The 20,250-nt window shown below is 59.8% G+C and carries 17 protein-coding genes and 1 pseudogene; 9 read left to right on the top strand and 9 right to left on the bottom strand.

Annotated elements, in window-relative coordinates; all coding sequences use genetic code 11:
- Positions 1–2: 2 nt before the first annotated feature.
- From IRZ77_RS13320 to IRZ77_RS13310, 3 genes are all read right to left on the bottom strand, one after another.
- On the bottom strand, positions 3–1,358 hold the full coding sequence (locus IRZ77_RS13320; protein WP_196173648.1) for a GntR family transcriptional regulator: 1,356 nt from the start codon (positions 1,356–1,358) through the stop codon (positions 3–5).
- Positions 1,358–2,743 (bottom strand): hypothetical protein, encoded by a 1,386-nt coding sequence (locus tag IRZ77_RS13315; protein WP_108480005.1) that lies wholly within the window; start codon positions 2,741–2,743, stop codon positions 1,358–1,360. Before IRZ77_RS13315 ends, IRZ77_RS13320 begins: the two co-directional genes overlap by 1 nt.
- 513 nt (positions 2,744–3,256) lie before the next feature.
- Positions 3,257–4,279: a zinc-dependent alcohol dehydrogenase family protein gene (locus IRZ77_RS13310; protein ID WP_046613736.1), complete on the bottom strand. Its 1,023-nt coding sequence runs from the start codon at positions 4,277–4,279 to the stop codon at positions 3,257–3,259.
- A gap of 206 nt (positions 4,280–4,485) precedes the next feature.
- Between IRZ77_RS13310 and IRZ77_RS13305 the strand changes: the two genes are divergently transcribed.
- Both IRZ77_RS13305 and IRZ77_RS13300 read left to right on the top strand, forming a co-directional pair.
- The gene (locus IRZ77_RS13305; protein WP_153671073.1) at positions 4,486–5,400 is read left to right on the top strand and encodes a LysR family transcriptional regulator; all 915 of its coding nucleotides are present in this window, start codon (positions 4,486–4,488) and stop codon (positions 5,398–5,400) included.
- 172 nt (positions 5,401–5,572) lie between these two features.
- Positions 5,573–5,895, top strand: a pseudogene (locus IRZ77_RS13300) (type II toxin-antitoxin system PrlF family antitoxin).
- Here IRZ77_RS13300 and IRZ77_RS13295 read toward each other — a convergent pair.
- Positions 5,863–6,822: a LysR family transcriptional regulator gene (locus IRZ77_RS13295; protein WP_085598516.1), complete on the bottom strand. Its 960-nt coding sequence runs from the start codon at positions 6,820–6,822 to the stop codon at positions 5,863–5,865. The pseudogene IRZ77_RS13300 and the gene IRZ77_RS13295 sit on opposite strands and share 33 nt — an antisense overlap.
- 100 nt (positions 6,823–6,922) lie before the next feature.
- Here IRZ77_RS13295 and IRZ77_RS13290 point away from each other — a divergent pair, with 100 nt between their 5' ends.
- Both IRZ77_RS13290 and IRZ77_RS13285 read left to right on the top strand, forming a co-directional pair.
- The gene (locus IRZ77_RS13290; protein WP_085598514.1) at positions 6,923–7,675 is read left to right on the top strand and encodes an SDR family NAD(P)-dependent oxidoreductase; all 753 of its coding nucleotides are present in this window, start codon (positions 6,923–6,925) and stop codon (positions 7,673–7,675) included.
- Positions 7,676–7,871: 196 nt separating this feature from the next.
- The gene (locus IRZ77_RS13285) at positions 7,872–9,173 is read left to right on the top strand and encodes an Nramp family divalent metal transporter (RefSeq protein WP_108480002.1); all 1,302 of its coding nucleotides are present in this window, start codon (positions 7,872–7,874) and stop codon (positions 9,171–9,173) included.
- Positions 9,174–9,598: 425 nt separating this feature from the next.
- Here the strand turns inward: IRZ77_RS13285 and IRZ77_RS13280 are convergent, their stop codons facing one another.
- Genes IRZ77_RS13280 through IRZ77_RS13270 form a run of 3 tightly spaced genes read right to left on the bottom strand, consistent with a single transcriptional unit; the run spans position 9,599 to position 11,745 of the window.
- Complete coding sequence (locus IRZ77_RS13280) at positions 9,599–9,901, bottom strand: universal stress protein (RefSeq protein ID WP_108480000.1); 303 nt, start codon at positions 9,899–9,901, stop codon at positions 9,599–9,601.
- Positions 9,898–11,106 (bottom strand): MFS transporter, encoded by a 1,209-nt coding sequence (locus tag IRZ77_RS13275; RefSeq protein ID WP_230386527.1) that lies wholly within the window; start codon positions 11,104–11,106, stop codon positions 9,898–9,900. Before IRZ77_RS13275 ends, IRZ77_RS13280 begins: the two co-directional genes overlap by 4 nt.
- A gap of 12 nt (positions 11,107–11,118) precedes the next feature.
- Complete coding sequence (locus tag IRZ77_RS13270) at positions 11,119–11,745, bottom strand: isochorismatase family cysteine hydrolase (protein ID WP_196173646.1); 627 nt, start codon at positions 11,743–11,745, stop codon at positions 11,119–11,121.
- A gap of 210 nt (positions 11,746–11,955) precedes the next feature.
- Between IRZ77_RS13270 and IRZ77_RS13265 the strand changes: the two genes are divergently transcribed.
- On the top strand, positions 11,956–12,453 hold the full coding sequence (locus IRZ77_RS13265; RefSeq protein ID WP_108479998.1) for a winged helix-turn-helix transcriptional regulator: 498 nt from the start codon (positions 11,956–11,958) through the stop codon (positions 12,451–12,453).
- Between the two features lie 206 nt (positions 12,454–12,659).
- On the opposite strand, the gene IRZ77_RS13260 is transcribed toward IRZ77_RS13265, so the two are convergent.
- Together IRZ77_RS13260 and gcvA are read right to left on the bottom strand one after the other, a co-directional pair.
- Positions 12,660–15,158, bottom strand: coding sequence for a CoA transferase (locus tag IRZ77_RS13260; RefSeq protein WP_108479997.1), 2,499 nt, complete (start codon positions 15,156–15,158; stop codon positions 12,660–12,662).
- Between the two features lie 213 nt (positions 15,159–15,371).
- Positions 15,372–16,295, bottom strand: coding sequence for a transcriptional regulator GcvA (gcvA, locus tag IRZ77_RS13255; RefSeq protein WP_108479996.1), 924 nt, complete (start codon positions 16,293–16,295; stop codon positions 15,372–15,374).
- Between the two features lie 81 nt (positions 16,296–16,376).
- Here gcvA and acuR point away from each other — a divergent pair, with 81 nt between their 5' ends.
- The 4 genes from acuR (at position 16,377) to IRZ77_RS13235 (ending at position 20,243) form a co-directional block, all read left to right on the top strand.
- Entirely contained in the window at positions 16,377–17,009 is a 633-nt protein-coding gene (gene acuR / locus IRZ77_RS13250; RefSeq protein ID WP_200899997.1) for an acrylate utilization transcriptional regulator AcuR, read from the top strand.
- A gap of 47 nt (positions 17,010–17,056) precedes the next feature.
- Positions 17,057–18,040 carry an acrylyl-CoA reductase (NADPH) gene (gene acuI / locus IRZ77_RS13245; protein ID WP_196173644.1) on the top strand — a complete coding sequence of 328 codons (984 nt, stop codon included), beginning with the start codon at positions 17,057–17,059 and terminating at the stop codon, positions 18,038–18,040.
- Between the two features lie 462 nt (positions 18,041–18,502).
- Complete coding sequence (locus IRZ77_RS13240) at positions 18,503–19,828, top strand: SDR family oxidoreductase (protein ID WP_108481422.1); 1,326 nt, start codon at positions 18,503–18,505, stop codon at positions 19,826–19,828.
- Between the two features lie 196 nt (positions 19,829–20,024).
- A complete protein-coding gene (locus IRZ77_RS13235; protein ID WP_003256807.1) occupies positions 20,025–20,243 on the top strand; it encodes a con-10 family general stress protein in 219 nt (72 codons plus the stop codon).
- Positions 20,244–20,250: the final 7 nt, after the last annotated feature.

Raw genomic sequence — 20,250 nt, 5'->3', positions numbered from 1 at the left:
GCTCAAGGTGTAACCCCGGCAGGCCGGCCACAGCGCAGTTCCAGCGCATGGGCCAGGCGCTCTACCGCCTGTTGCAGCTCCCCCGGGTGATCACCCAGCCACGCCATCGCCAGGCACTGCTGGTAGCGGCCCTGCAGGCTGAACTGCTCGCCCGGCAGTGCTTGCAGTGATGAACCAGCCAGCGCTGCGGCAATACCCTCCCACGGCAGCGGCTGGCGAAAGCGCACCCACAGTGTCCGGCCACCGTCCGGAGTTTCCAGCATCACCCGCTGGCCGAACTGCTGTTGCAACTCACGCGCCAGATATTGCATGCGCTTTTGCAGGTCGGTGCGCAACCGCACCAGTTGCGCCTCGATTTCGCCTTTGCCCAGCATGTGCGCAAGCGCTTGCAGGCGAAGCGGTGCAAGCCGAAATGCACGCTCAGAGAAAGCCCTGGCCAGCCCGGCATCAAGGCTCAGCAGGTAGGCATAGGGCGCCTCGTTCCCCACTGCGGCATCGAACGCCCCCATCACCAACAGCCAGCGGGAGTCGACCCAATCGCGCAGGCGTGTATTCGGCGGCCCGCTGTAACAGTGCTCGCTGTCCAGGTCGTTTTCCAGCAACCATACAGGGTGCTGGTCAAGCAACTGGCCAAGCTGCTGCTGATAGTGAGGTGAAACCAGCCGCCCCTGCGGCATGCCAAGGCACGACGGCATGACCAGCATGCACACCGGCTCGCTGGCCAGCAGCCGGGCCAAGGCGCGCAGGTCCGGGTTGCCACGGGTATCCAGTGGTACCTCCAACACTCGCATGTCGGCACGTGCCAACGCGCGCAGCACCTGCCAGCAACAGGGCGAGTGCACCACCACGGTGCCGCCTTTCAGGGCCAGCGCCGCCAGCATTGTCTCCAGCAACGCCTGCACATCCGGAGCCAGTTGAACGTCCTCGGCACGCCAGTACTGGTTTGAGGAGCGGGTATAGCGCTCGGCGAGGGCATTGCGCAGACGGGCGCTGCCGGGCGCTTCCCATGGGGCAACACTGTGCGTGCGCTGACGGGCCAGGCGCCGCTCGTGGGTGAACAGGGTGCGCTCGAGCATCGGCTGTGCTGGCAAGGGTGCCTGCCGGGGCATGGCTGCAGCCTCCCCCTTGGCAGCGCCCTGTACGTAATAGCCCGACCTGGGCAGGCACTGCACGCGGCCCTCTTCTTCCAACAGGCTGTAGGCGCTCTGCACGGTGGCCAATGACACCCGCAACCGCCGGGCCAGCACGCGCAACGACGGCAAACGGCACGGGCCGCTGCGTGGAGCCTGGTCGATCAGGGCTTCCAGATAACGATAGACCTTGCGATAGGCGAATTCGCCGGAGCCCGATTGCTCCATCAAGGTGGCCCCGCATGACCACGCCGCCGCCCCGCCAACCGCCGCGGCAGCAACCTCAGCTGTACATCGCGACGTGCCAGATGGCTCATCAGCCGCCAGCAGGCCAGCGGCAGGCCCCCGCCATAGATCAACCTGAGTTGCCCCAGCGGCAGGCCGCTGGTGTTCACCAGCCAGTTTTTCACCGCATCAGGGCAGGGTTTACCCTGCAAGGCTCGATGCAGGTATGGCAGCGCCACCAGCATGTCGGCATGCCAGCACTGCAGAAAACGCTCCAGATTCTTCCCCTGCCTGGCAAACGGGCTGAACAGCAGGCACACCTGTTGGATCTGATTGATGCCATATGCCTTGCCGAACTGCAGCTGATGCACATCGCGCCGCTTTTTGGCGCCCGGCTGGCCAGCCAGCCGCAATGCCGGGCGACTGGCTTGCGGCTCGAGACTGCGTGCATGCAGCTCCCGCAGCTGCACCGGGGCCAACGGCTCGACGAACGCGGCCAATTGCCAGGCGTCCTGCCCCCCTTCGACGCGACAACCGAGCATCAGGTCCAGCTGCTGCTCTTCGAGCAACGGCGGCATCAGGTCGTCAATGGCAATCAACCGCACCGGCGTGCTCTGCGGCACGCCCACCGAGGTCGGCTCCGACAAAGCGCCGGGTGGCAGCCCGATGCTGCCGTGCAGTCGACTCAGCCCCTGTGCCAGCGTCGCCAGGCACTGGTGTAACACATGCGGACCATGTTCCCCTGCCAGGCGCAGGCTGCGCCGTGCCCAGGCCAGGTACCGGCGGCGCTGGCACGCAGGAATGGCGGTGACGAATACATCCGCAGGTGAATGTGCCTGCAGCGCAAAGCCGACGCCGGCCGCCAGTTCCAGATGCAGGCGACTACCCAGTAGCGCTTCGGGCCCGGCCTCGACCAGATGACCGAACATCAGCATGGCGTCCCTCGGCAACAGCCAGTTGTCAGGCGCGGCAGGGGCATGCCGGCTGAACGGCACTACTTCACGCCCCTTGATCATCTGCAGTTGTACCCGCGGGTCATCCTGCAGGAACAGCGCATTGAAGCTGCGCTCATGGCATTCGAGCGTGGCACTGTCAGCCACAGGCAGGCTCACCACCAGGACCCGCAGCTGGAAAGTTAACGGCGCCCGCAGGGCGATACTCAGTTGTGCGGCACGCAGCATGGCCAGCAGCCGGGTGCTGCAGCGATCGTTGCCTTGCAGCACCAGCAAGCGGTAGGTGCCGATGTATTCGGGCCCGCCCGCAGCAACCAGCAGCCGTTGTATCAGCAATTGCAAGGAAGCACGCTGCGCTTGTGACATATGACTGAGCAAGCGCTCGAGTACTTGTTGGTAGATATAGTGCATTGCCTGGTCGTGAATAGCAGTCACGAGATCACCTCATCAACTTCATGCAGCCAGCGCACGTTGATCAGAGAATCTGAACATCAACATGCCCTGAACTTTTCCAGAAGAAATTTCCTACAACTAATTGGAATTAATGACGTAACCATCACTGTCGCCATGACATCGAGAAAAACGCATCGTCGCGACGCCCTGCCGCTGCCAAACACCGCCCTGGCTTGGGCATAGCCATGCTCATTCCACGCTCCTTGCGCAAACTATCATTGAGCCATTATCGAGGGATGCAAAGCGAATAGAAGATACAGATCAGGGTAAAAAAACCATTCAGCGGAAGTGAGAAAACACATTGACTGCCAGGCAAGAACAGTTCAAGCCCAAAAGCTTGGCGGAATATTTCCACGGGCCACCGAGCAATGGTTTTAAATATAAGACGTGACGTATTTCGTTGTAGGAACTTTCTTTTTTTAACGTCATACCAGTTTGTATTGGGCACAAAAAACCCGGGACTCTGCCCGGGCTTCCTGATAATCCAGACCGTTGTCAGTGTTGCGCCATGTCCAGCACCACACGCCCGCCGCACGGGCATTGGTCCATGTAGCGATGCGCCTCGACCACCTGCTCGAACGGGTACACCTTGATGATCTGCGGTGTCAGCAACTGGTCGGCAGTGAACTGGTTGATATCGCGCAGAGCGCGCTGCAGCGCCACCTGATCCTGGCTGATGCCAAGCTCCGGCTTGCCGGTGAAGTTGCCGATGCAGTGCACATAGAACTGGATGTTCTTCTGGAACGCCGCGCAAGCCGGGAACGGCGTCTGGTTGCCACCTTGCAGGCCATACAGCACCAGGCTGCCACGCGGTGCCAGTACATCGCCCAACAGCGACATCTGCGGCCCGCCCATGCCATCGAGGACCATGTCCACGCCACGGCCATCGGTATACTTGCCGACCTGCAGCAGCAGGTCCTGCTCTTCGGTGACAATCACCTTGTCGGCGCCCAGGCCCAGCAGGTACTCACGCTGCTCCGCCTCCTTGGTGGCGGCGAACACCTTCAGCCCCAGGGCCTTGCCCAGCTGCACGAAGGCAGGGCCCGCGCAGTGGCTGGCATCGGTAACCAGCGCGGTCTGCCCGGCTTTTGCCCGGGCCAGGTCGATGTAGGCGAAATAGGCGATCAGCAGCGGCGTGTAGTGCACGCTGGCCTCGATCGGGGTGAGCACATCCGGATAACGGGTAATGGCCGTACGCGGCAGCACAATGACGTCGCCGTACACCGGGTGGTCGTTGGCACTGGTGGCCGGGAAGCTGGCAACCCGGTCGCCCACCGCAATATCCTCGACCCCTTCGCCGACCGCGGTCACCACCCCGGCCATCTCGTGGCCGATCCCTGCTGGCAGGCGTGCCTGGGATGGTGCCAGGTTCTGGCGCCAGAGCACGTCATACCAGCTGACGCCAACCGCCTCGACGCGGATCTGTACCTCGTCGGCAGCAGGTGACGGTTCGGCCTGCTCCTCGCAACGGAGCACATCGGCAGCGCCGAACTTGTGGAAACGGATCATGCGGGACATCGCATACCTCGCCTTTGTGAACCTCTAATTACCACGGACTTTATCCGGGCTTTGCCGGTTAGACCATCAGTGGTCATTAATAGTCGACATGCCTGTCATCGATTGGGCACCTGACATTCCCTGCGATTGGTCCCCCTAAACCCGTGCAGGGTACCAGCCTTTGGCCTTAAGATTCACCTTTGCCCCACTTTAGGCGAAGCGCACCGATGAATCGAAACGACCTGCGTCGCGTAGACCTCAACCTGCTGATCGTGTTCGAAACGCTGATGCACGAGCGCAGCGTGACCCGTGCCGCGGAAAAACTGTTCCTCGGCCAGCCCGCCATCAGTGCGGCCCTGTCGCGCCTGCGCAACCTGTTCGACGACCCGCTGTTCGTGCGCACCGGCCGCAGCATGGAGCCCTCGGCCCGGGCCCACGAAATCTTCGCCCTGCTGTCTCCTGCACTGGACTCGATTTCCACCGCCGTCAGCCGCGCCGCCGAATTCGACCCGGCCACAAGCAATGCGGTGTTCCGCATCGGCCTGTCGGACGACGCTGAATTCGCCCTGCTGCCGCAGCTGCTCAAGCGTATCCGCGCCGAAGCACCGGGTATCGTGCTGGTGGTGCGCCGGGTCAATTACCTGCTGATGCCGACGCTGCTGGCCTCGGGCGAGATCTCGGTGGGGGTCAGCTACACCAGCGAACTGCCAGCCAACGCCAAACGCAAGGTGCTGCGCCGCAGCATGCCGAAACTGCTGCGCGCCGACAGCGTGCCCGGCGCCATCACCCTGGACGACTTCTGCGCGCGGCCGCATGCGCTGGTGTCGTTTGCCGGGGACTTGTCGGGGTTCATTGATGAAGCGCTGGACGAGATAGGCCGCAAGCGCCACGTGGTGTTGGCGGTGCCGCAGTTCAACGGGCTGGGGAGCTTGCTGGCGGGCACCGATATTGTCGCCACGGTGCCGGACTACACGGCGGATGCGCTGACCGCGGCGGGTGGGTTGCGGGCGGAGGATCTGCCGTTGGATGTGCGCAGTTTCGAGCTGCACATGGCCTGGCGCGGGGCGCAGGACAATGACCCGGCGGAGCGGTGGTTGCGGTCGCGGATACAGATGTTCTTCGGCGACCCTGAGAGTCTTTAGGGGCTTCGCGCCGATCGTGTCCCAGGAAGTGGTGTAACTCATCTTACGGCGCTATTGAGCGTCCTCCCCGTTTCTGCCTGATCAGCAGAAGAACAAGTTTGATCATGTAAGGATTATTCCTTACTGCTCACTCAGCATATCCGTGAGAACGTTCATGCCTGCCATCCACTAAATCGCCACGTTGACCTCGAAGGGGCAGGTCACACTGCCCAAATCCGTTCCCCAGCTACTGGGGCTTGATACCGGTGGCAAAATCGCATTCGACGTGCGGGGGGTGAAATCGTGGTCAGCCGCGTAGAAGCCATCCATGAAGACTCTGCTATGGGTGCGTTCCTGGGTTTGCTGGAGGCTGATATCCGAGGCGGCCGCAACCTCAACACTCTGCCGGAAGACTTGGCGCAAACCATGCTCGCCAACGCAAACCACGCCGTAAACCTCGACGAAGTTATCGACGAATCCACCTCACTCAAGCCCTGCTCGCTGAATATCACCTGATGACTCATACCCAGGCGCCCAACGCCAGGTCGGCGCGGAAAGGTGTTCAAAGAAGAAATCGGAAACAGCTCTGATCTTCACTGGCCGGGTTCGCGCAGACGGCGTCACGAAATACAAACCGCCCCGAGTCATACTCCACTCCGGCAAGATTCTTTCCAGGCGCCCATCCATCAGATACTCACTCGCGATGAACTCAGGCAGTTCAGAGATGGCCATCCCTTCTAGCAACAGTGGAAGCATCGCCTCCGAATTAGTGACACGCAAAGGCCCGGTAGGCACGACATCCTCTTCTATTCCAGATGCATGCGTGAATCTCCAGACCTGCGTCCGGGCACGGTAGGCGTAGCTGAGGCAAGGCATACTTGCCAGCTCTCGGGGATGCTTTGGCCTTCCGTGCTGATTGAGGTAGGCCGGTGAGGCGACAAGGAACTGAGTCACGGCACACAGTTTTCTCGCCACCAATGAGGAGTCGGGCAACGCAGCGATCCTCAAGGCCGCGTCAAAACCATCGGCGATCAGGTCGACCGAAGCGTCGGACAAATGGAGGTCTACCGAGAGTTCTGGATATTGCCGAAAGAGTTGCGGCATCAAGGGCGCGACCCATCTCAAGCCGAACGACATGGGGATCGCAAGGCGAACCAGGCCACGAGGTCGAACGGAGAGCTCCATCGCCTCGCCTTCCACCTCTTCGGCCTGTCGATAGATTTCCCCAGCCTTGCCAGCCATGCTCTGACCGAACTCGGTCAATGAAAGTTGCCGAGACGTGCGGTTGAACAGGCGCCCCCCCAGTCGCTCCTCCAGCCGTGCTACCGCCCTGGATACTGTAGGCACTGAAACGCCCATGACTCTGGCAGCAGCTGCGAACGAGCCCTCCTCAGCTACCTTGGCAAACATTGCCAACCCTTCAAAATCCGGAAGTTTGCTCATTTCATTTCTGCAACGATAAGTTTCCAACAATTCTATTTTGGTTTTTACAGCCCGTCGATACGCTTCTCCCAACGCAACATCACAAACACTGGAGTTGATCATGACTGGCAAGCTTGAAAACAAAATCGCAATCGTGACTGGCGGCACCTCGGGCATTGGCCTGGCGACCGCCAAGCTTTTCGCTCAACAAGGCGCACGAGTATTCATCACTGGGCGCCGCCAGGCGGAGCTGGACAACGCCGTCGCACAGATTGGCAGCGCGGTAGGGGTTCGAGTGGATTCTTCCAAGCCGGACGAACTCGATGCCCTTTACCAACAGGTGGCTGCAGAGCACGGACGTATTGACGTGTTGTTCGCAAACGCAGGGGGGGGCTCGATGTTGCCATTGGGAGACATTTCTGAAGCACACTACTACGACACTTTTGATCGTAACGTCAAAGGTACGCTGTTCACGGTTCAGAAAGCGTTGCCACTTCTGGCTCAAGGCGCTTCGGTAATTTTGACCGGCTCCACTGCTGCCAGCTCGGGCACACCTGCATTCAGCGTGTATGCGGCCTCCAAGGCTGCAGTGCGTGCCTTCGCCCGTAACTGGATCCTCGACCTGAAAGATCGCAACATCCGGGTAAACACCATCAGCCCGGGCGCGACTCGCACCCCGGGTCTGGTAGACCTCGCCGGCCCGGACGCAGCTCAGCAACAAGGCCTGCTGGACTACCTTGCATCGCAGATTCCCTTGGGGCGCGTCGGCGAGCCTGAGGAGATTGCCAAAGCCGCTCTGTTCCTGGCATCCAGCGACGCCAGCTTCGTCAACGGGGCCGAACTGTTCGTCGACGGTGGCCAAGCGCAGGTCTAACCGGTAAAGGCCGCGAGAAATGCGGCCTTCCCCAACTGCTTGATGAAGCCTGTCAGTGACGTCTCGACCGTTCTTTGGATATTGCACCTTACCTCGAAACATCAAGAAATATCTTTGTTGAAATTTAGGTTGTACGACATCCTATCTACTATGTTCGACTACGCTCCGCTCTCACAAAAAAAACAATGGAGTCACCATGTCGAGCATACCTTCTGTCGAGGGAAAAACTGCCGTACGCTCTCAAAATCGCCTGTCAAAGCTGATCAGATTGCTTGGCCCCGGCGTCATCGCGGTTCTGTCGTGGTTGGGGGCAGGAGATCTGATAACTTCATCTGTCGCCGGGGCGAACTACGGTTACGCCATGATGTGGGTGCTGGCCGTTTCGCTCCTGCTCCGGTACCTGATCGTAAACATCATCGCCCGCTTCCAGCTGTGCAATAACCAAGGGATGACCATTCTGCAGGGCTATGCGCAGCTGCACCCGGTGTTCGCCTGGTTCATGTTGGCCTATGCCCTGTTGATGGGGCACCTGATGAACGCCTACATGATCAAGGGTGCGGGGGAAGCGCTGGCGATGCTGCTGCGGATCGACCACCCACTGCTGTGCTCCATGGCCGTGGTGCTGGCCGTGTGGATGCTGGTGGGGCGCAACATCTACACCATGATCGAAGGGGTCATGAAATTACTGCTGGCGGTCATGACCCTGGCGTTCCTGGCGCTGGCGGTGATGTCCGGCCCCGACGTGGCGGGTATCGTCAAAGGCACCATCGGCTTCAGCATTCCAGCCGATGAAGGCGTTCACGGCGCATTGCTGGTAGCGGTATCGGTGATCGGTGCCGTGGCAGGTTCGGTAGCCAACTTCGTGCACCCTTATGTCATGCGTGAAAAAGGCTGGGTCGGCCCGCAACACAAACGCATCCAACGCAACGACCTGCTGTTCGCGGTATTCGTAGGTATCGTCATCAACCTGGCGATCTGGATCGTCGGCGCGGAAATCCTGCGGCCCAACGGCATCGAGGTAAAAACGCTTGGCGACCTGGGCAAGGCGCTGGAACTGTTCTTCGGCCCGATCGGCTGGTACATCTTCTTCGTCGGCGTGTTCGCTACCTTGTTTGCCAGCATTTCCGGCAAGACCACTGCGTTTCCCATGCTGATCACCGACGCTTTCCAGCATGTGAAACCCGGGCGGCGCGAACGCTATGGAAAGGAATTCCACAACGACCCAATGCACAAATGGTTCATGTTGTTCATCCTGGTGACCCCACTGGTCTGGTCGATCCCGGGCATGCCGGACTTCGTGACCCTCACCATCGGTGTCAGCGCGCTGAACATCATCGGCCTGCCCGTGATCTCACTGGGCCTGCTGATCATGTCCAACCAGAAATCGCTGCTGGGCAAGGCGTACCGCAACAACTGGTTCGAAAACATCGCGCTGGCATTCGCCACTGGCTTGGCGTTATGGGTAGCCTTCCAGCTGGCAGTGGACCTTATCGCCTGAAGGTAACGGACAGCCTTGGCTCGATGCTGGCCAGAGCTGTCTTGGCGCCTCTAGGCCCGCGCGCCAAAACCATCTTATGCAAACCAGCAACGGCACCGCTACGACAAACAGCAACGCCACAGCAATGAACGCAGCGTTGAAGGCAATGACCATTCCCTGCCCGTCGTCAGGGCAATGTGGCTCTGCACCACCGAGCAGATCGGCAGGCCCGCCAATGACACGCTGCAGCTGCTGGAGCGTCTGAACCAGGACATAGTTGGAAACACCAGCCACGCATCAGGCGGCGCCACTCCAGGGCCCACCACCTCGACCGCGGGCGGCGTCGTAAAACTGACCTGTGCTTGGCTTTTATCAAGTCAAACTGGGGATGGCGGCGTAAGTTGCCAAAGTGATTCGCCACGGCCGAGCCGGCGATACCGCCTGAATCAATCTGCTGATGTGAGCCTGACTCTCAGAATGCTGCACGAGGCATGATTGACGAACCGTTCGGTAGTATCGCCGATCAGCTTGGCCCAGCGCCTGGGCTGCACCACGCCGACCACCACCACATCGATCTTCAGCGTGGGAACGAGGGACTGAATAACGCGCAGCGGCGCACCTTCGATAAAGTAGCGCTGCGCATAGGGAACGCCATGGGTATCGGCCAGTTCATCGAATCGTTCAGGCCAGGACCCACGCTGGAGCAAACCAGCAAAGGTGCGCTGTCGCGTCGTTTCTGAATCGCTCATAGACTAGCCTCGTCCATCGTCGAGCTCGACTCACGGGGTGCAAGAGCATTGATCGCCATGGCCGCAAAAGACAGCAGGATGCCAACAGCGGCAAGGCCGATCCAGCCTGCCCGGTGCACGCCGTAATTCCCCAATGCGGCGCCGATCGCTCCCCCCAGAAAATACGACCCCATGAATACGGTATTAAGCCGGCTCCGGTCCTCGGCTCTGAGGGTGAATACCCGTGCCTGGTTGGCAACCAGCCCGGCACGATTGCCCATATCGAGCAGCAGCATACCGAGGATCAGCCAGCCAAGATGTTGCCCGCTTGCTGCAATGCATGCGAACCCCAGGACGAGGGCCATTGCGCCGGCGAGCACCATGGTGCGCGCGCCCAGACGATCGGTTAGCGCCCCAATATGCGGCGACACGACGATGCCCAACAGCGCGACCAGGCCAAACAGACCGATTGTGGCGGAATCGAGTCCGTAGGGGGGTTGTGCCAACAGCGCGGCAAGCGAGGCCCACAGCGCACTGAATGCGGCGAACATCAGCAGGCCGCTCGCCGCGCAGTAACGCAGCACGCCTTCCTGCCTGATCAGGCTTCCCAGCGAACCCAGGAGCCAGGTGTAGCTTATCGTCTGAAGGCTTGTGCTGGCGGGCAGGCGCTTGGCAACGATGACCAGCAGCAGGACATCGCTGAGCGAGGCCAGCACGAAGACGGCTCTCCACCCCGTATGCGCGCCGGCGAAGCCACCGAGCATGCGCGCCAGCAAAAGGCCTGCGGAGAGGCCGCTGAGCAGGCTGCCGACGATACGACCCCGCTCAGCCGGAGTGGCCAACCCCGACAGGCAAGGGATGATGAGCTGTGCAGTGATCGCCGTCACACCGACTAGAAGGCTGCTCACGCACAGCATTGAGAAGGTCGGTGCCACGGCGCAAAGAAGCAGGGCCAAGGCATTTCCCGCGATGGCCAGCAGCGCGAGTTGGCGTGGCTGTCGACAATCGGCGAGCGGCACGATGAACACCAGGCCTAGCGCATAACCAAACTGCGTCAGCGTGGCAATCAGGCCGGCCTGTGTCGGTGCCAGGCCAAACGATGCGGCCATCTGGGGCAAAAGCGGCTGGTGGTAGTAGATGGTCGAGACCGCCAGCGCGCAGCACAGGGCCATGAGCGTGACAAGGCGGCCGGAAACTCCCATCGGCGCTGCGCAAGAGGCTGACATGACGCAGCCCCTTCACTGCTGTTGCAAAGTCTGCACGAGCTCGCGGGTTTCGACGATGCTGTGCGCAAACGTCGGCCCGTTCAGTTCGTGCGCCGCGTGCATCATTTCCTTGCTGAAGGCGGCTGTTGCATCGCGTACCAGCGTGACGTGATAACCCAGTTCCATGGCGAAGCGTGCGGTCGATTCGATGCAGGTGTTCGCCAGCAGGCCGACGACGATCACATGTGTGATGCCTCGCTGCTTGAGCTGGAAGTCGAGGTCGGTATTGGCGAACCCGCTTTGTCCCCAGTGTTCCTGGATGATGATGTCGCTCTCTTGCGGTACGAAGTCGGGATGCCATTCGCCGCCCCAGGACCCCTTGGCAAAAGTATGTCGTTGCTGAATCAGGCGTTGGGTCGGATTGGGGTGATCCCAGTTGGCGTAGTCGCCGGGCTGCCAGCGCCGATGAGGCACGTAGTACACCTGAATACTTTGCCCTCGCGCGGCGGCAACGGTCATGCGCAGGTTGTCGAGTAGTTCAACCTCGTCCGCGACGCTTCTGAGCATGGGATACAGCTTGCCGCCATCGGACAGGAAGTCGTTGTAGGGGTCGACCAGCAACAAAGCGGTCCGCTCCGGGGCATACACAGGATGGGTCATGACGGTGCTCCAGGTGAAAGGAGAGGCGTTCCGGGACTTATGCTGAACGGGCAACTGCCCCGTTGCGATAGCGTAAGCGGCACAGGCCCAATATTAACTATGATTTTCATAGCGTCAATAGTAATGAGGCTTTGAGCAGTAATCCATGCGACATAGCCATCCTCGCTGCGTTACTATGAAAACAATAGTTTCCATGGAGAAAACAGCGTGATGCCGATGCAGGACGAGACAAGCAATACGGTGTGCCCGGTGGCACGCTCGATGGATTCGGTGGGCGACAAATGGACCATCCTGGTCCTGCGTGAGCTGTACATGGGGGCGACACGCTTCGAGGAAATGCAGATCCAGACCACCGCCACGCCCCAGATGCTGACTTCACGCCTGAAAGCGCTGGAGGCGAACGGACTGGTCAAACGCCGGCCCTACAGCGAAAAGCCGCTGCGCTACGAATACCATCTGACCGACAAGGGCTGGGACTTCTATCCCGTGATCTACGCGCTACGCGCATGGGGCGAGAAGTGGTGCAAGCACCCGGATGAGGGGGTGGCCGTGCATTACGTGCACCGCGCCTGCGGCCATGATGTTGGCGTGGCCAGCGTTTGTCCTCACTGCGGCGCCCCTGTAGAGCGCAAGGACTTGGAAGCGATGATCAGCAATCGTTTCCTCGCTGAGCGCGAGTCTCGCCGGGAAGCTTTCAAGCGGAAGTAGCTGAGACCAGGAAACCTTCCCGTACTGACATGTTTTGTATTGGAAGTGAACGCCATGAAGGGGTGGCGATTGGGTGGGGCCACCCCTGCCAAAACCAAACCAACTCTCGCACCTGGCTTATCAAAAGCCTTGAAAGCCTCATGGCCAACAACGCAAAGGACTGGATGCGGAAGTCAATGCCACAAAAGATGCGTGCCTGGCGGCAGTCAGCTCGGCAGATATTCCTCACTCCAGGATTCGCCAATTGCGCCGGCGTCCAAGAGTGACTGAATCTGGGCCTCGGTATAGCCGTAGCGGCCCAGCACCTTGCGGGTCGAAGTGCCAAACTTCTCAGCGGGAGGTAGCGCTCGAATACACGCTACCCGCGGACGAATGGCGTAGGGGTCCAGCTGCGTGACACGGTGTCCGCTCGGATGGTCGCTGTAGACGCTGAAGGAGTAGCTGCCATTCTCGGTACCTGGCAGGCCATCAGCGGCACGGCTGTACTGGCTGCGCAGGTGATCGATGTTGTCCGGCACCGCGGCAGCGATGTTGGCCGCCTGCAGACGCTCCTGAAGGAAAGAGCTGCTCATGCGGGCAATGACCGCTTGCAGACAGGCAGCGCGATCACTGGCGGACGCCAAGCCGCTGAACTCTGTGATGTCGGCGAATTTGTGCAGTTCTGGCTCGGACGCATCCAGGTAGATCCAGCCATCCGCCGTCTTGTAGAAGCGAGAAAGATCGCTGTAGCCAACCACGTCGCGCCCGGACGGTTCATTGAATGGCGCTCGACCTGCGTAGTCATAGCAGAACGGGATCTGCACCAGATTCCCCAGTGAAGCCAGAGAGGTGCGCGCCCGGTAGACTTCGCCGGAGTGGTGTTTGCGATAAAGCGCCGTTGCGACGCCCAGCGCGGCAGCAAATCCACACATTACGTCGATGGTACCGACGTGGGCATGTTCTTCCGGGGTTTCCATGCCACCACCAAAACGCAGCATGATCCCGGTCGTGGCCTGGATGAGATCGTCATACCCCAGATAATCGGTGCGAGGGCCACGGCGGGGCCCACCGAAACAATCGAGCTGGCAGAAGATCACCCCAGGATTCACCGCCTGAAGGCTGGCCTCATCCAGGCCCAGCGGTGCCAGTTGGCGATCGGGCGCGTTCATGACGATGACATCGACCTCCCGCACAAGACGATTGAACACCTCTCGCCATTCGGAAGAGTTCAAGTCAACCAGTACACTTTCCTTGCCCCGTGCCGAAGACATACCGAAGACCACGGTATTCCAGGGATCATAGTTAGGAACGACGGGGTCGAGCTTGATGACATCTGCCCCGAAGCGGCCCAGGAACGACGTCGAGTGGGGCCCCGCGATGACGTTGGTCAGGTCTAGAATCTTGACGCCTTCAAGCCAGCCGGCAGGTTTGTCGAGCTTGGCAGGCGGCAAGGCAGGAGCCGCACGCTCGGAAAGTGTTGCCAACGCTTGCTCATAGCTCACCTCGCGACGCGAAATTGGTTTCAGCGTTGGCTCTGAGCACCCCTCCAACCAGGCAATTGGGCCAGGCTGTTTCATGACGCCAAACTCGCGATCATTGACCTCAACGATCAGCCCGGCAGTATTCGAATGCTCGTCATGGAGCCACTCCTGGGTCGACCTGTGCGGAGCCCCAGGGAAACGCCCCTCACCGAAGATGACTTCCCACTCCGCCGCTGTCTTGGTCAGGAATACTTCTTTCATCCGCGCGGAAATGCGTGCGGCCCAATCAGCAGGCAACGGGTAGACACCCAACGATGCATTACCTTGCCACTGGTCAATGGGCAGGTAGGGGTCATCAACCTTGGGCAAACCGGCGGCAACCATTTCCTCGTAGATGCCCATAGCCTGCAGACAGCGCTTGGCATGCTCACGATGCGATGGGCAAACGGCGTAGAATTTACGACCATCCGCACATTCATAGGTACGGTAGAACGGGTCGAGGAACTCCTGCAGATCCTGATAGCTCAAGTTCATCGGCAGCTTCTCGGCGCGACGACGCTCACTCTCCTTCTCTCGCAGGGTCTTGTAGCGCAGCGGGTAACCATCGATCTTGATCGAGTTGTACGACAGACCTTCCATCACCGCTGATGCCAAGGGAACTTCGATCTGATCGCCAATGCCATTCTTTTCACGCGCCTGCAGAGCAAGCACTACAGAAGATACAGCAAGCATGGTGCCGTACGCAGACGCCAGGGGAAGCGGCGAGAAACTAGGGTTGATACCCATCAGTACGCGGTTCTGACCCATGTCGGTGAACACACCGGAGGCCGAAGCGATCACCGCCTCGGTAGCACGCCATTGCGCACGCAGTTCGTCATCACTGGCAAACCCTGGAATCGACAACGTGATCAACTCAGGACGAGCACGCCGCAGCTCTGCGAAATCGAGGCCCAACCTGGGCATGACACCAGGCCGGAAATTTTCGATCACGATATCGGCACGGGAGATGAGTTCGCGAGCCTGATGCAGCCCCTCTGGCGTTTTCAGATCCAGGCGCATGCACAGCTTGTTGCGATTGAGCGTGGCATTTGCCGGGCTATCCCAAAGAGGCCCTCCCTGCGGGTCGATGTGAACGACAGTCGCTCCCAGATCAGCGAGAATCATCGCTACTGCGGGGCCCGCGATGTATTGTCCGAAATCGATGACATTGACGCCTTGCAAAGGCAATTGGTTGGAGTGTTCCATGACGATAACCCTAGGTAGCCCCGTACCAACGAGATTCGTCGGCGCGGTTATTGTTGTTATTGAGACCTCGTACTAACCGGTCACCTGGACGACTGCACCATCCAAGGACTTGCGATGTGATTGCTACTTTCAGAAATTCGAAGGCATCGCGAAAGCAATAAAAAATGGCCCTAAGAGGCCATTTTTTTTATTGCTCGGGTGCTTTGCTTATCGCTAAGGGTGCTCGTCCTCGTCCGTGCCGGGCGCGACCTTGAAAGCCTGCGCCTCTTCGCACAGCCACTGGGCAAACGCCGCCGCATCGGGATTGACCATGCTGTGTGCTGAATAAACCAGGTAGAACGCCTCCTTGGTCGGTACATGGCGCCCAAGGGGGGCGACGAGCCGGCCATCGTCCAGAAGATGCCTGACCAATGAAGACCGCGCCAACGCAACGCCCTGGCCCAGTTCAGCCATCGCCAATGCCGAAATAAGGGTGTCGAACTGCATCCCCTGAGAAGAGTCGACGCTCTCTGCGTTGCTCCTCTTGAGCCAATAGCCCCAGCCTTCTTCATAGCCCAGCACGTGCAGCAACGGGTGCTTTGCAAGGTCCTGTGGACGCTCCAACGGACGTTGCGCAGTGATCAATGCCGGTGAACACACCGGCACCAGCGTGTCCCACGTCAGGCGTTCGGCCTTCATGCCAGGCCAGCGCCCTTGTCCATACCTGATTTCGAGATCGGCATCGAATTCTGTTTCATCTACCCAGATGTTACTCGCGACTCGGATGCTCACATCCGGCTGCAACGCTTTGAATCGGGGTATCCGCGGGGCGATCCAATGAGTGAAGAACACCAGACTGCTGCGAATGCTGAGCGCGCTTCGATGCCCCTGCCCAAAGATCTCATCCGTCGATGCAGCGAGGCGCTCAACCGACTCTCTCACTACTGGAAAGTAGGATTTTCCCGCCTCCGTAAGCTCAAGCCCGCGCGGGAGACGCTTGAAAAGCGCCTGGCCTAACTGCGATTCCAAAGCCTTGACCTGCTGGCTGATCGCTGCCTGAGTGAGATTGAGTTCTTCGGCGGCATGGGTGAAATTCAGAAGCCGAGCAGAAGCCTCAAAAGCTCGAAGCCAGTTCAGGGGAGGTAAACGCATTTTCATGACGCATCCAACGCTAAGGTTAATCGGGAATCATGTCGGTCGATGGTTGACATTAGAGACGAACAGTCTAAATTACAACGCATGAATAGCGCCAAACCTGTCCCTCGAAGAGGTCGACCACCCAAAGTTGCACGTGAGCATGGCGAGACGCTTGAGCTTTTGCTGCGTTGTGGCATGGAAATCCTCACAGAGCAGGGCTTTGCTGCCACCGGTATCGACACTGTGCTCAAACGCGTGCAGGTGCCCAAAGGCTCGTTCTATCACTACTTCGACAGCAAAGAGGCATTCGGCCAAGCGGTACTGCAGCGCTATGCCGACTACTTCGCTCGAAAGCTCGATCGTTGCTTCAGCGACCTGAGCGTGTCGCCACTGCTGAGGCTTTCCAACTTCGTTGAAGAGGCGAAGGTCGGGATGGCCAAGTATCAGTTCCGAAGAGGCTGCCTGGTGGGCAACCTTGGCCAGGAAGTATTGGTTCTCCCCGACAGCTTCCGTGAACAGTTGGAACTGACCCTGCAGGACTGGGAGCAGCGCTTGTCTGCCTGCCTGGAGGAAGCGGTCGAGCTGGGTGAAGTGTCTCGCGAGCATGACTGCAAAGCCCTCGCGGCCTACTTCTGGGTTGGCTGGGAGGGTGCCGTTCTTCGTGCACGGCTGACGCAGCAGGTCCGCCCTCTGGACATTTTTTTCCAAGGCTTTCTGACGGGAATCACCCGGTGATTCCTGTAGGACAATTTAAAGACAACCGGTCTAAATGAGGACAAGCAATGTTCAAGGCCATTCTGATCGAGAAGCTGGAAGAGAAGTACTCGGCCCGACTCACCGAGCTGATGAATGACCAACTGCCCACCGGGAACGTGACGGTTAAGGTGGCCTACAGCACCTTGAACTACAAGGATGCGCTGGCTATCACCGGCAAAGGGCCGGTTGTTCGTCAATTTCCGATGGTGCCGGGCATCGACCTCGCGGGAACCGTCGAAGCCAGTGACGATCCACGATACCAGCCAGGCGACCGCGTACTGCTCAATGGTTGGGGGGTGGGTGAAAGCCATTGGGGTGGGCTTGCACAAAAGGCGAGATTGAACGGCGATTGGCTGATCCCTCATCCTGAGCGCCTGAACGAACGCCAGACCATGGCCATCGGCACCGCTGGTTACACCGCCATGCTATGCCTGATGGCTTTGGAGCGCCATGGATTGAAACCCTCCGATGGGCCTGTGTTGGTCACAGGCGCAACAGGCGGCGTCGGTAGCCTAGCCATCAGCCTTCTGGCCGGAGCCGGCTATACCGTCACTGCCGCAACCGGAAAAGCTAGCGAAGCCGCCTACCTGAAAAGCCTCGGGGCAACGGCCATCATCGATCGGGCCGAGCTTTCAGCCCCGGGGCGTCCATTGGCAAAAGAAAAATGGGCGGCTGTTATCGACTCGGTCGGCAGCCATACGCTGGCCAATGCGTGCGCGAGCACAATGACCGAAGGCCTCGTGGCTGCGTGCGGGCTGGCTCAAGGCATGGATTTTCCGGCAACGGTTGCCCCTTTCATTCTTCGAGGGGTAAGCCTGCTCGGCATCAATAGCGTCACTCAACCATTCGAGCGACGAGTCGAAGCGTGGGAAAGGCTGTCCAAACAACTGAACATCGACGCACTATCGTTGATGACCAAAGAAATTTGCCTTCAGAGCGCAATTGCAGCCGCCTCTGAACTGATGGAAGGGAAGATCCGTGGCCGGTTGATTGTTGATGTGAACGGCTAGGATGGCCGCCTGATACGAGGCACATCTTTATGTAGAGAGCCGTCTCGTTGCCGCCGCGCCGTCCACAGGCATAACCACTCGTTCATAGCCCTTCGAGAAAGACATCTCTCCCCGCCTCTGGCATTCAGACGCCCACTGCGGCATTGACGACGGCATGTTCGCCAGCCGCGCACCGTCAAGGCATCAGCCCCGGCCGCGGCGGTTCAGGACATCATCCCGTGACACACGGATGCAGCAAAGCAGCATTTGGTACCACCGGACTTGTTGGTCTGAACTTTGCCGTCCGCCCTGGCTTCCCCTGCATATCCAACACGCAAAGATGCGCCTGCTGCCGCAGGTGCGAACGAGCGCTTTGGTATCCGGGGCGTTGCAGGCCCACTAGGCGACAAGCGCAACGGGCCTGCTTCTGACGAGCACAGCAAAGGCTGACCTTTTCGAGATCCACCTACAGAGGTTCGCAATATGATCGATCAAGCGACAGGTATGAAATCAGGTGAACGCTATCGCGTGGAAAACATCGAGCGGGCACATCAGTTCCCAGGTTTCTTCCAGGACGGGAAGTATTACCTCGGCCCTGAACTCTTGACCGCCGTTGGGTGGATCGAAGGCACGCGTTTCATCTACGACAGCGTGGATGCCGAAGGAGAACCCGTGTTTCCGAACAGAGAGGCTGGCACGGTTGAAGGGCTGACGTTGACCCTGGTCGACGGCACCGTTCTTGAAATCTCTCGGATCGAAGCCAGCGAAACGATCGCGCCACTTGATGACCAGGATACGTCCGGCACGGAACAGAACTCGCCCCGCGAGGGCTACCCAACCAAGGGGCCGCTGCGCGGCAAAGTCGTGGTGATCACTGGCGCTTCCAGCGGTATCGGCCGTGCCGCCGCGCACGCATTTGCCTGCAAGGGTGCTCGCCTGGTGCTTGCCGCGCGCGACGAAGAGGCGTTATTCGACGTATTGGATGAATGCACCGACTGCGGGACGGATGCCATAGCGATCACGACCGATGTCACGCGCAACGACCAGGTGCAAGCGCTGGCCGCGCAGGCAGCAGAATTTGGCCGCGGACGGATCGATATCTGGATCAACAACGCAGGCGTCGGCGCAGTCGGCAATTTCGAGGAAACACCACTGGAGGCCCATGAGCAGGTCATCCAGACTGACCTGATGGGGTACTTGCGCGGCGCTTTTGTAGCCCTTCCCCTGTTCAAGGCCCAAGGCAGCGGTATCCTGATCAACACGCTGTCACTGGGCAGTTGGGTGGCCCAACCCTATGCAGCAGCGTACTCTGCGAGCAAGTTCGGCTTGCGTGGGCTGACTGAGGCGCTGCGAGGGGAATTGACGGCGTTTGCCGACATCCACGTGTGCGATATCTATCCGGCAGTCATGGACACACCGGGCTTCCGAGATGGCGGCAACTACACAGGCCATGCGCTGACGCCTCCAGGCCCTGTATATGATCCCGAACTTGTGGCGAAGGCCATGGTGGCCTGCGCAATCTCACCACGCGCTCACACCACGGTTGGTGCCACGGCCCGCCTGGCGCATCTGGCCAGTTACCTGGTACCAGGTCTGCCTCTGTTATCGGGGTGGCTGACGCGTCGGGGGATAAGCCGTAGCCCCAGAGCCGAAACATCATCAGGCAACCTCTTTGAGCCGCCGAGTGGCATGAGGAGCGTCGACGGAGGCTGGAGGAAGCCAAAGGACAAGACACCTCTATTGGTCGGCGCAGCGGCGCTTGGAATGATCGTAGGTTTTGCAATCACCCATTCACGACGCAGGAGCTGAACGATTGGGCCGACAAACTCGACGCAAGTCATCCCCCAAAGGTTGGCGAACAAAGCTCTGCGGCGCCACAGTCGCCCGCACGGTATCTTTCGCGCAACCCGTCGGGCCGAGCAGAAAGCAGTGGAGCAAACGCCCCCCTGCCTGACGTCCGAGTTGAACACAGACTTTCCTGTGTGACGACATGAGGTGAAAGATCATGGCTGACAACCAATCCAATCGTGGCCACCAAGGTGGTACCGCACAGAACAACCCAGGCAACTTTGCCAATGACCGTGAGAAGGCGTCAGAGGCAGGTCGCAAAGGCGGCCAGAGCTCTGGGGGCAATTTCGCCAACGACCGTGAGCGCGCCTCCGAGGCTGGACGCAAAGGCGGACAGAACAGTCACGGTGGCGGTCGTGGTAGCGAAAATCGCTAACTTGACG

This window comes from Pseudomonas pudica (genome assembly GCF_015680405.1).
GTDB classification, from domain to species: domain Bacteria; phylum Pseudomonadota; class Gammaproteobacteria; order Pseudomonadales; family Pseudomonadaceae; genus Aquipseudomonas; species Aquipseudomonas pudica.
Note: the sequence above shows the minus strand (reverse complement) of the source record. Positions and strands in the feature narration are given on the sequence as shown.

Bases quoted from the DNA above. Each gene is read 5' to 3' on its own strand.
- IRZ77_RS13320 (WP_196173648.1), bottom strand. From the start codon at position 1,358: ATGGAGCAATCGGGCTCCGGCGAATTCGCCTATCGCAAGGTCTATCGT.
- IRZ77_RS13310 (WP_046613736.1), bottom strand. From the start codon at position 4,279: ATGTCCCGCATGATCCGTTTCCACAAGTTCGGCGCTGCCGATGTGCTC.
- IRZ77_RS13305 (WP_153671073.1), top strand. From the start codon at position 4,486: ATGAATCGAAACGACCTGCGTCGCGTAGACCTCAACCTGCTGATCGTG.
- IRZ77_RS13295 (WP_085598516.1), bottom strand. From the start codon at position 6,822: ATGAGCAAACTTCCGGATTTTGAAGGGTTGGCAATGTTTGCCAAGGTA.
- IRZ77_RS13290 (WP_085598514.1), top strand. From the start codon at position 6,923: ATGACTGGCAAGCTTGAAAACAAAATCGCAATCGTGACTGGCGGCACC.
- IRZ77_RS13285 (WP_108480002.1), top strand. From the start codon at position 7,872: ATGTCGAGCATACCTTCTGTCGAGGGAAAAACTGCCGTACGCTCTCAA.
- IRZ77_RS13280 (WP_108480000.1), bottom strand. From the start codon at position 9,901: ATGAGCGATTCAGAAACGACGCGACAGCGCACCTTTGCTGGTTTGCTC.
- IRZ77_RS13275 (WP_230386527.1), bottom strand. From the start codon at position 11,106: ATGTCAGCCTCTTGCGCAGCGCCGATGGGAGTTTCCGGCCGCCTTGTC.
- IRZ77_RS13270 (WP_196173646.1), bottom strand. From the start codon at position 11,745: ATGACCCATCCTGTGTATGCCCCGGAGCGGACCGCTTTGTTGCTGGTC.
- IRZ77_RS13265 (WP_108479998.1), top strand. From the start codon at position 11,956: ATGCCGATGCAGGACGAGACAAGCAATACGGTGTGCCCGGTGGCACGC.
- IRZ77_RS13260 (WP_108479997.1), bottom strand. From the start codon at position 15,158: ATGGAACACTCCAACCAATTGCCTTTGCAAGGCGTCAATGTCATCGAT.
- gcvA (WP_108479996.1), bottom strand. From the start codon at position 16,295: ATGAAAATGCGTTTACCTCCCCTGAACTGGCTTCGAGCTTTTGAGGCT.
- acuR (WP_200899997.1), top strand. From the start codon at position 16,377: ATGAATAGCGCCAAACCTGTCCCTCGAAGAGGTCGACCACCCAAAGTT.
- acuI (WP_196173644.1), top strand. From the start codon at position 17,057: ATGTTCAAGGCCATTCTGATCGAGAAGCTGGAAGAGAAGTACTCGGCC.
- IRZ77_RS13240 (WP_108481422.1), top strand. From the start codon at position 18,503: ATGATCGATCAAGCGACAGGTATGAAATCAGGTGAACGCTATCGCGTG.
- IRZ77_RS13235 (WP_003256807.1), top strand. From the start codon at position 20,025: ATGGCTGACAACCAATCCAATCGTGGCCACCAAGGTGGTACCGCACAG.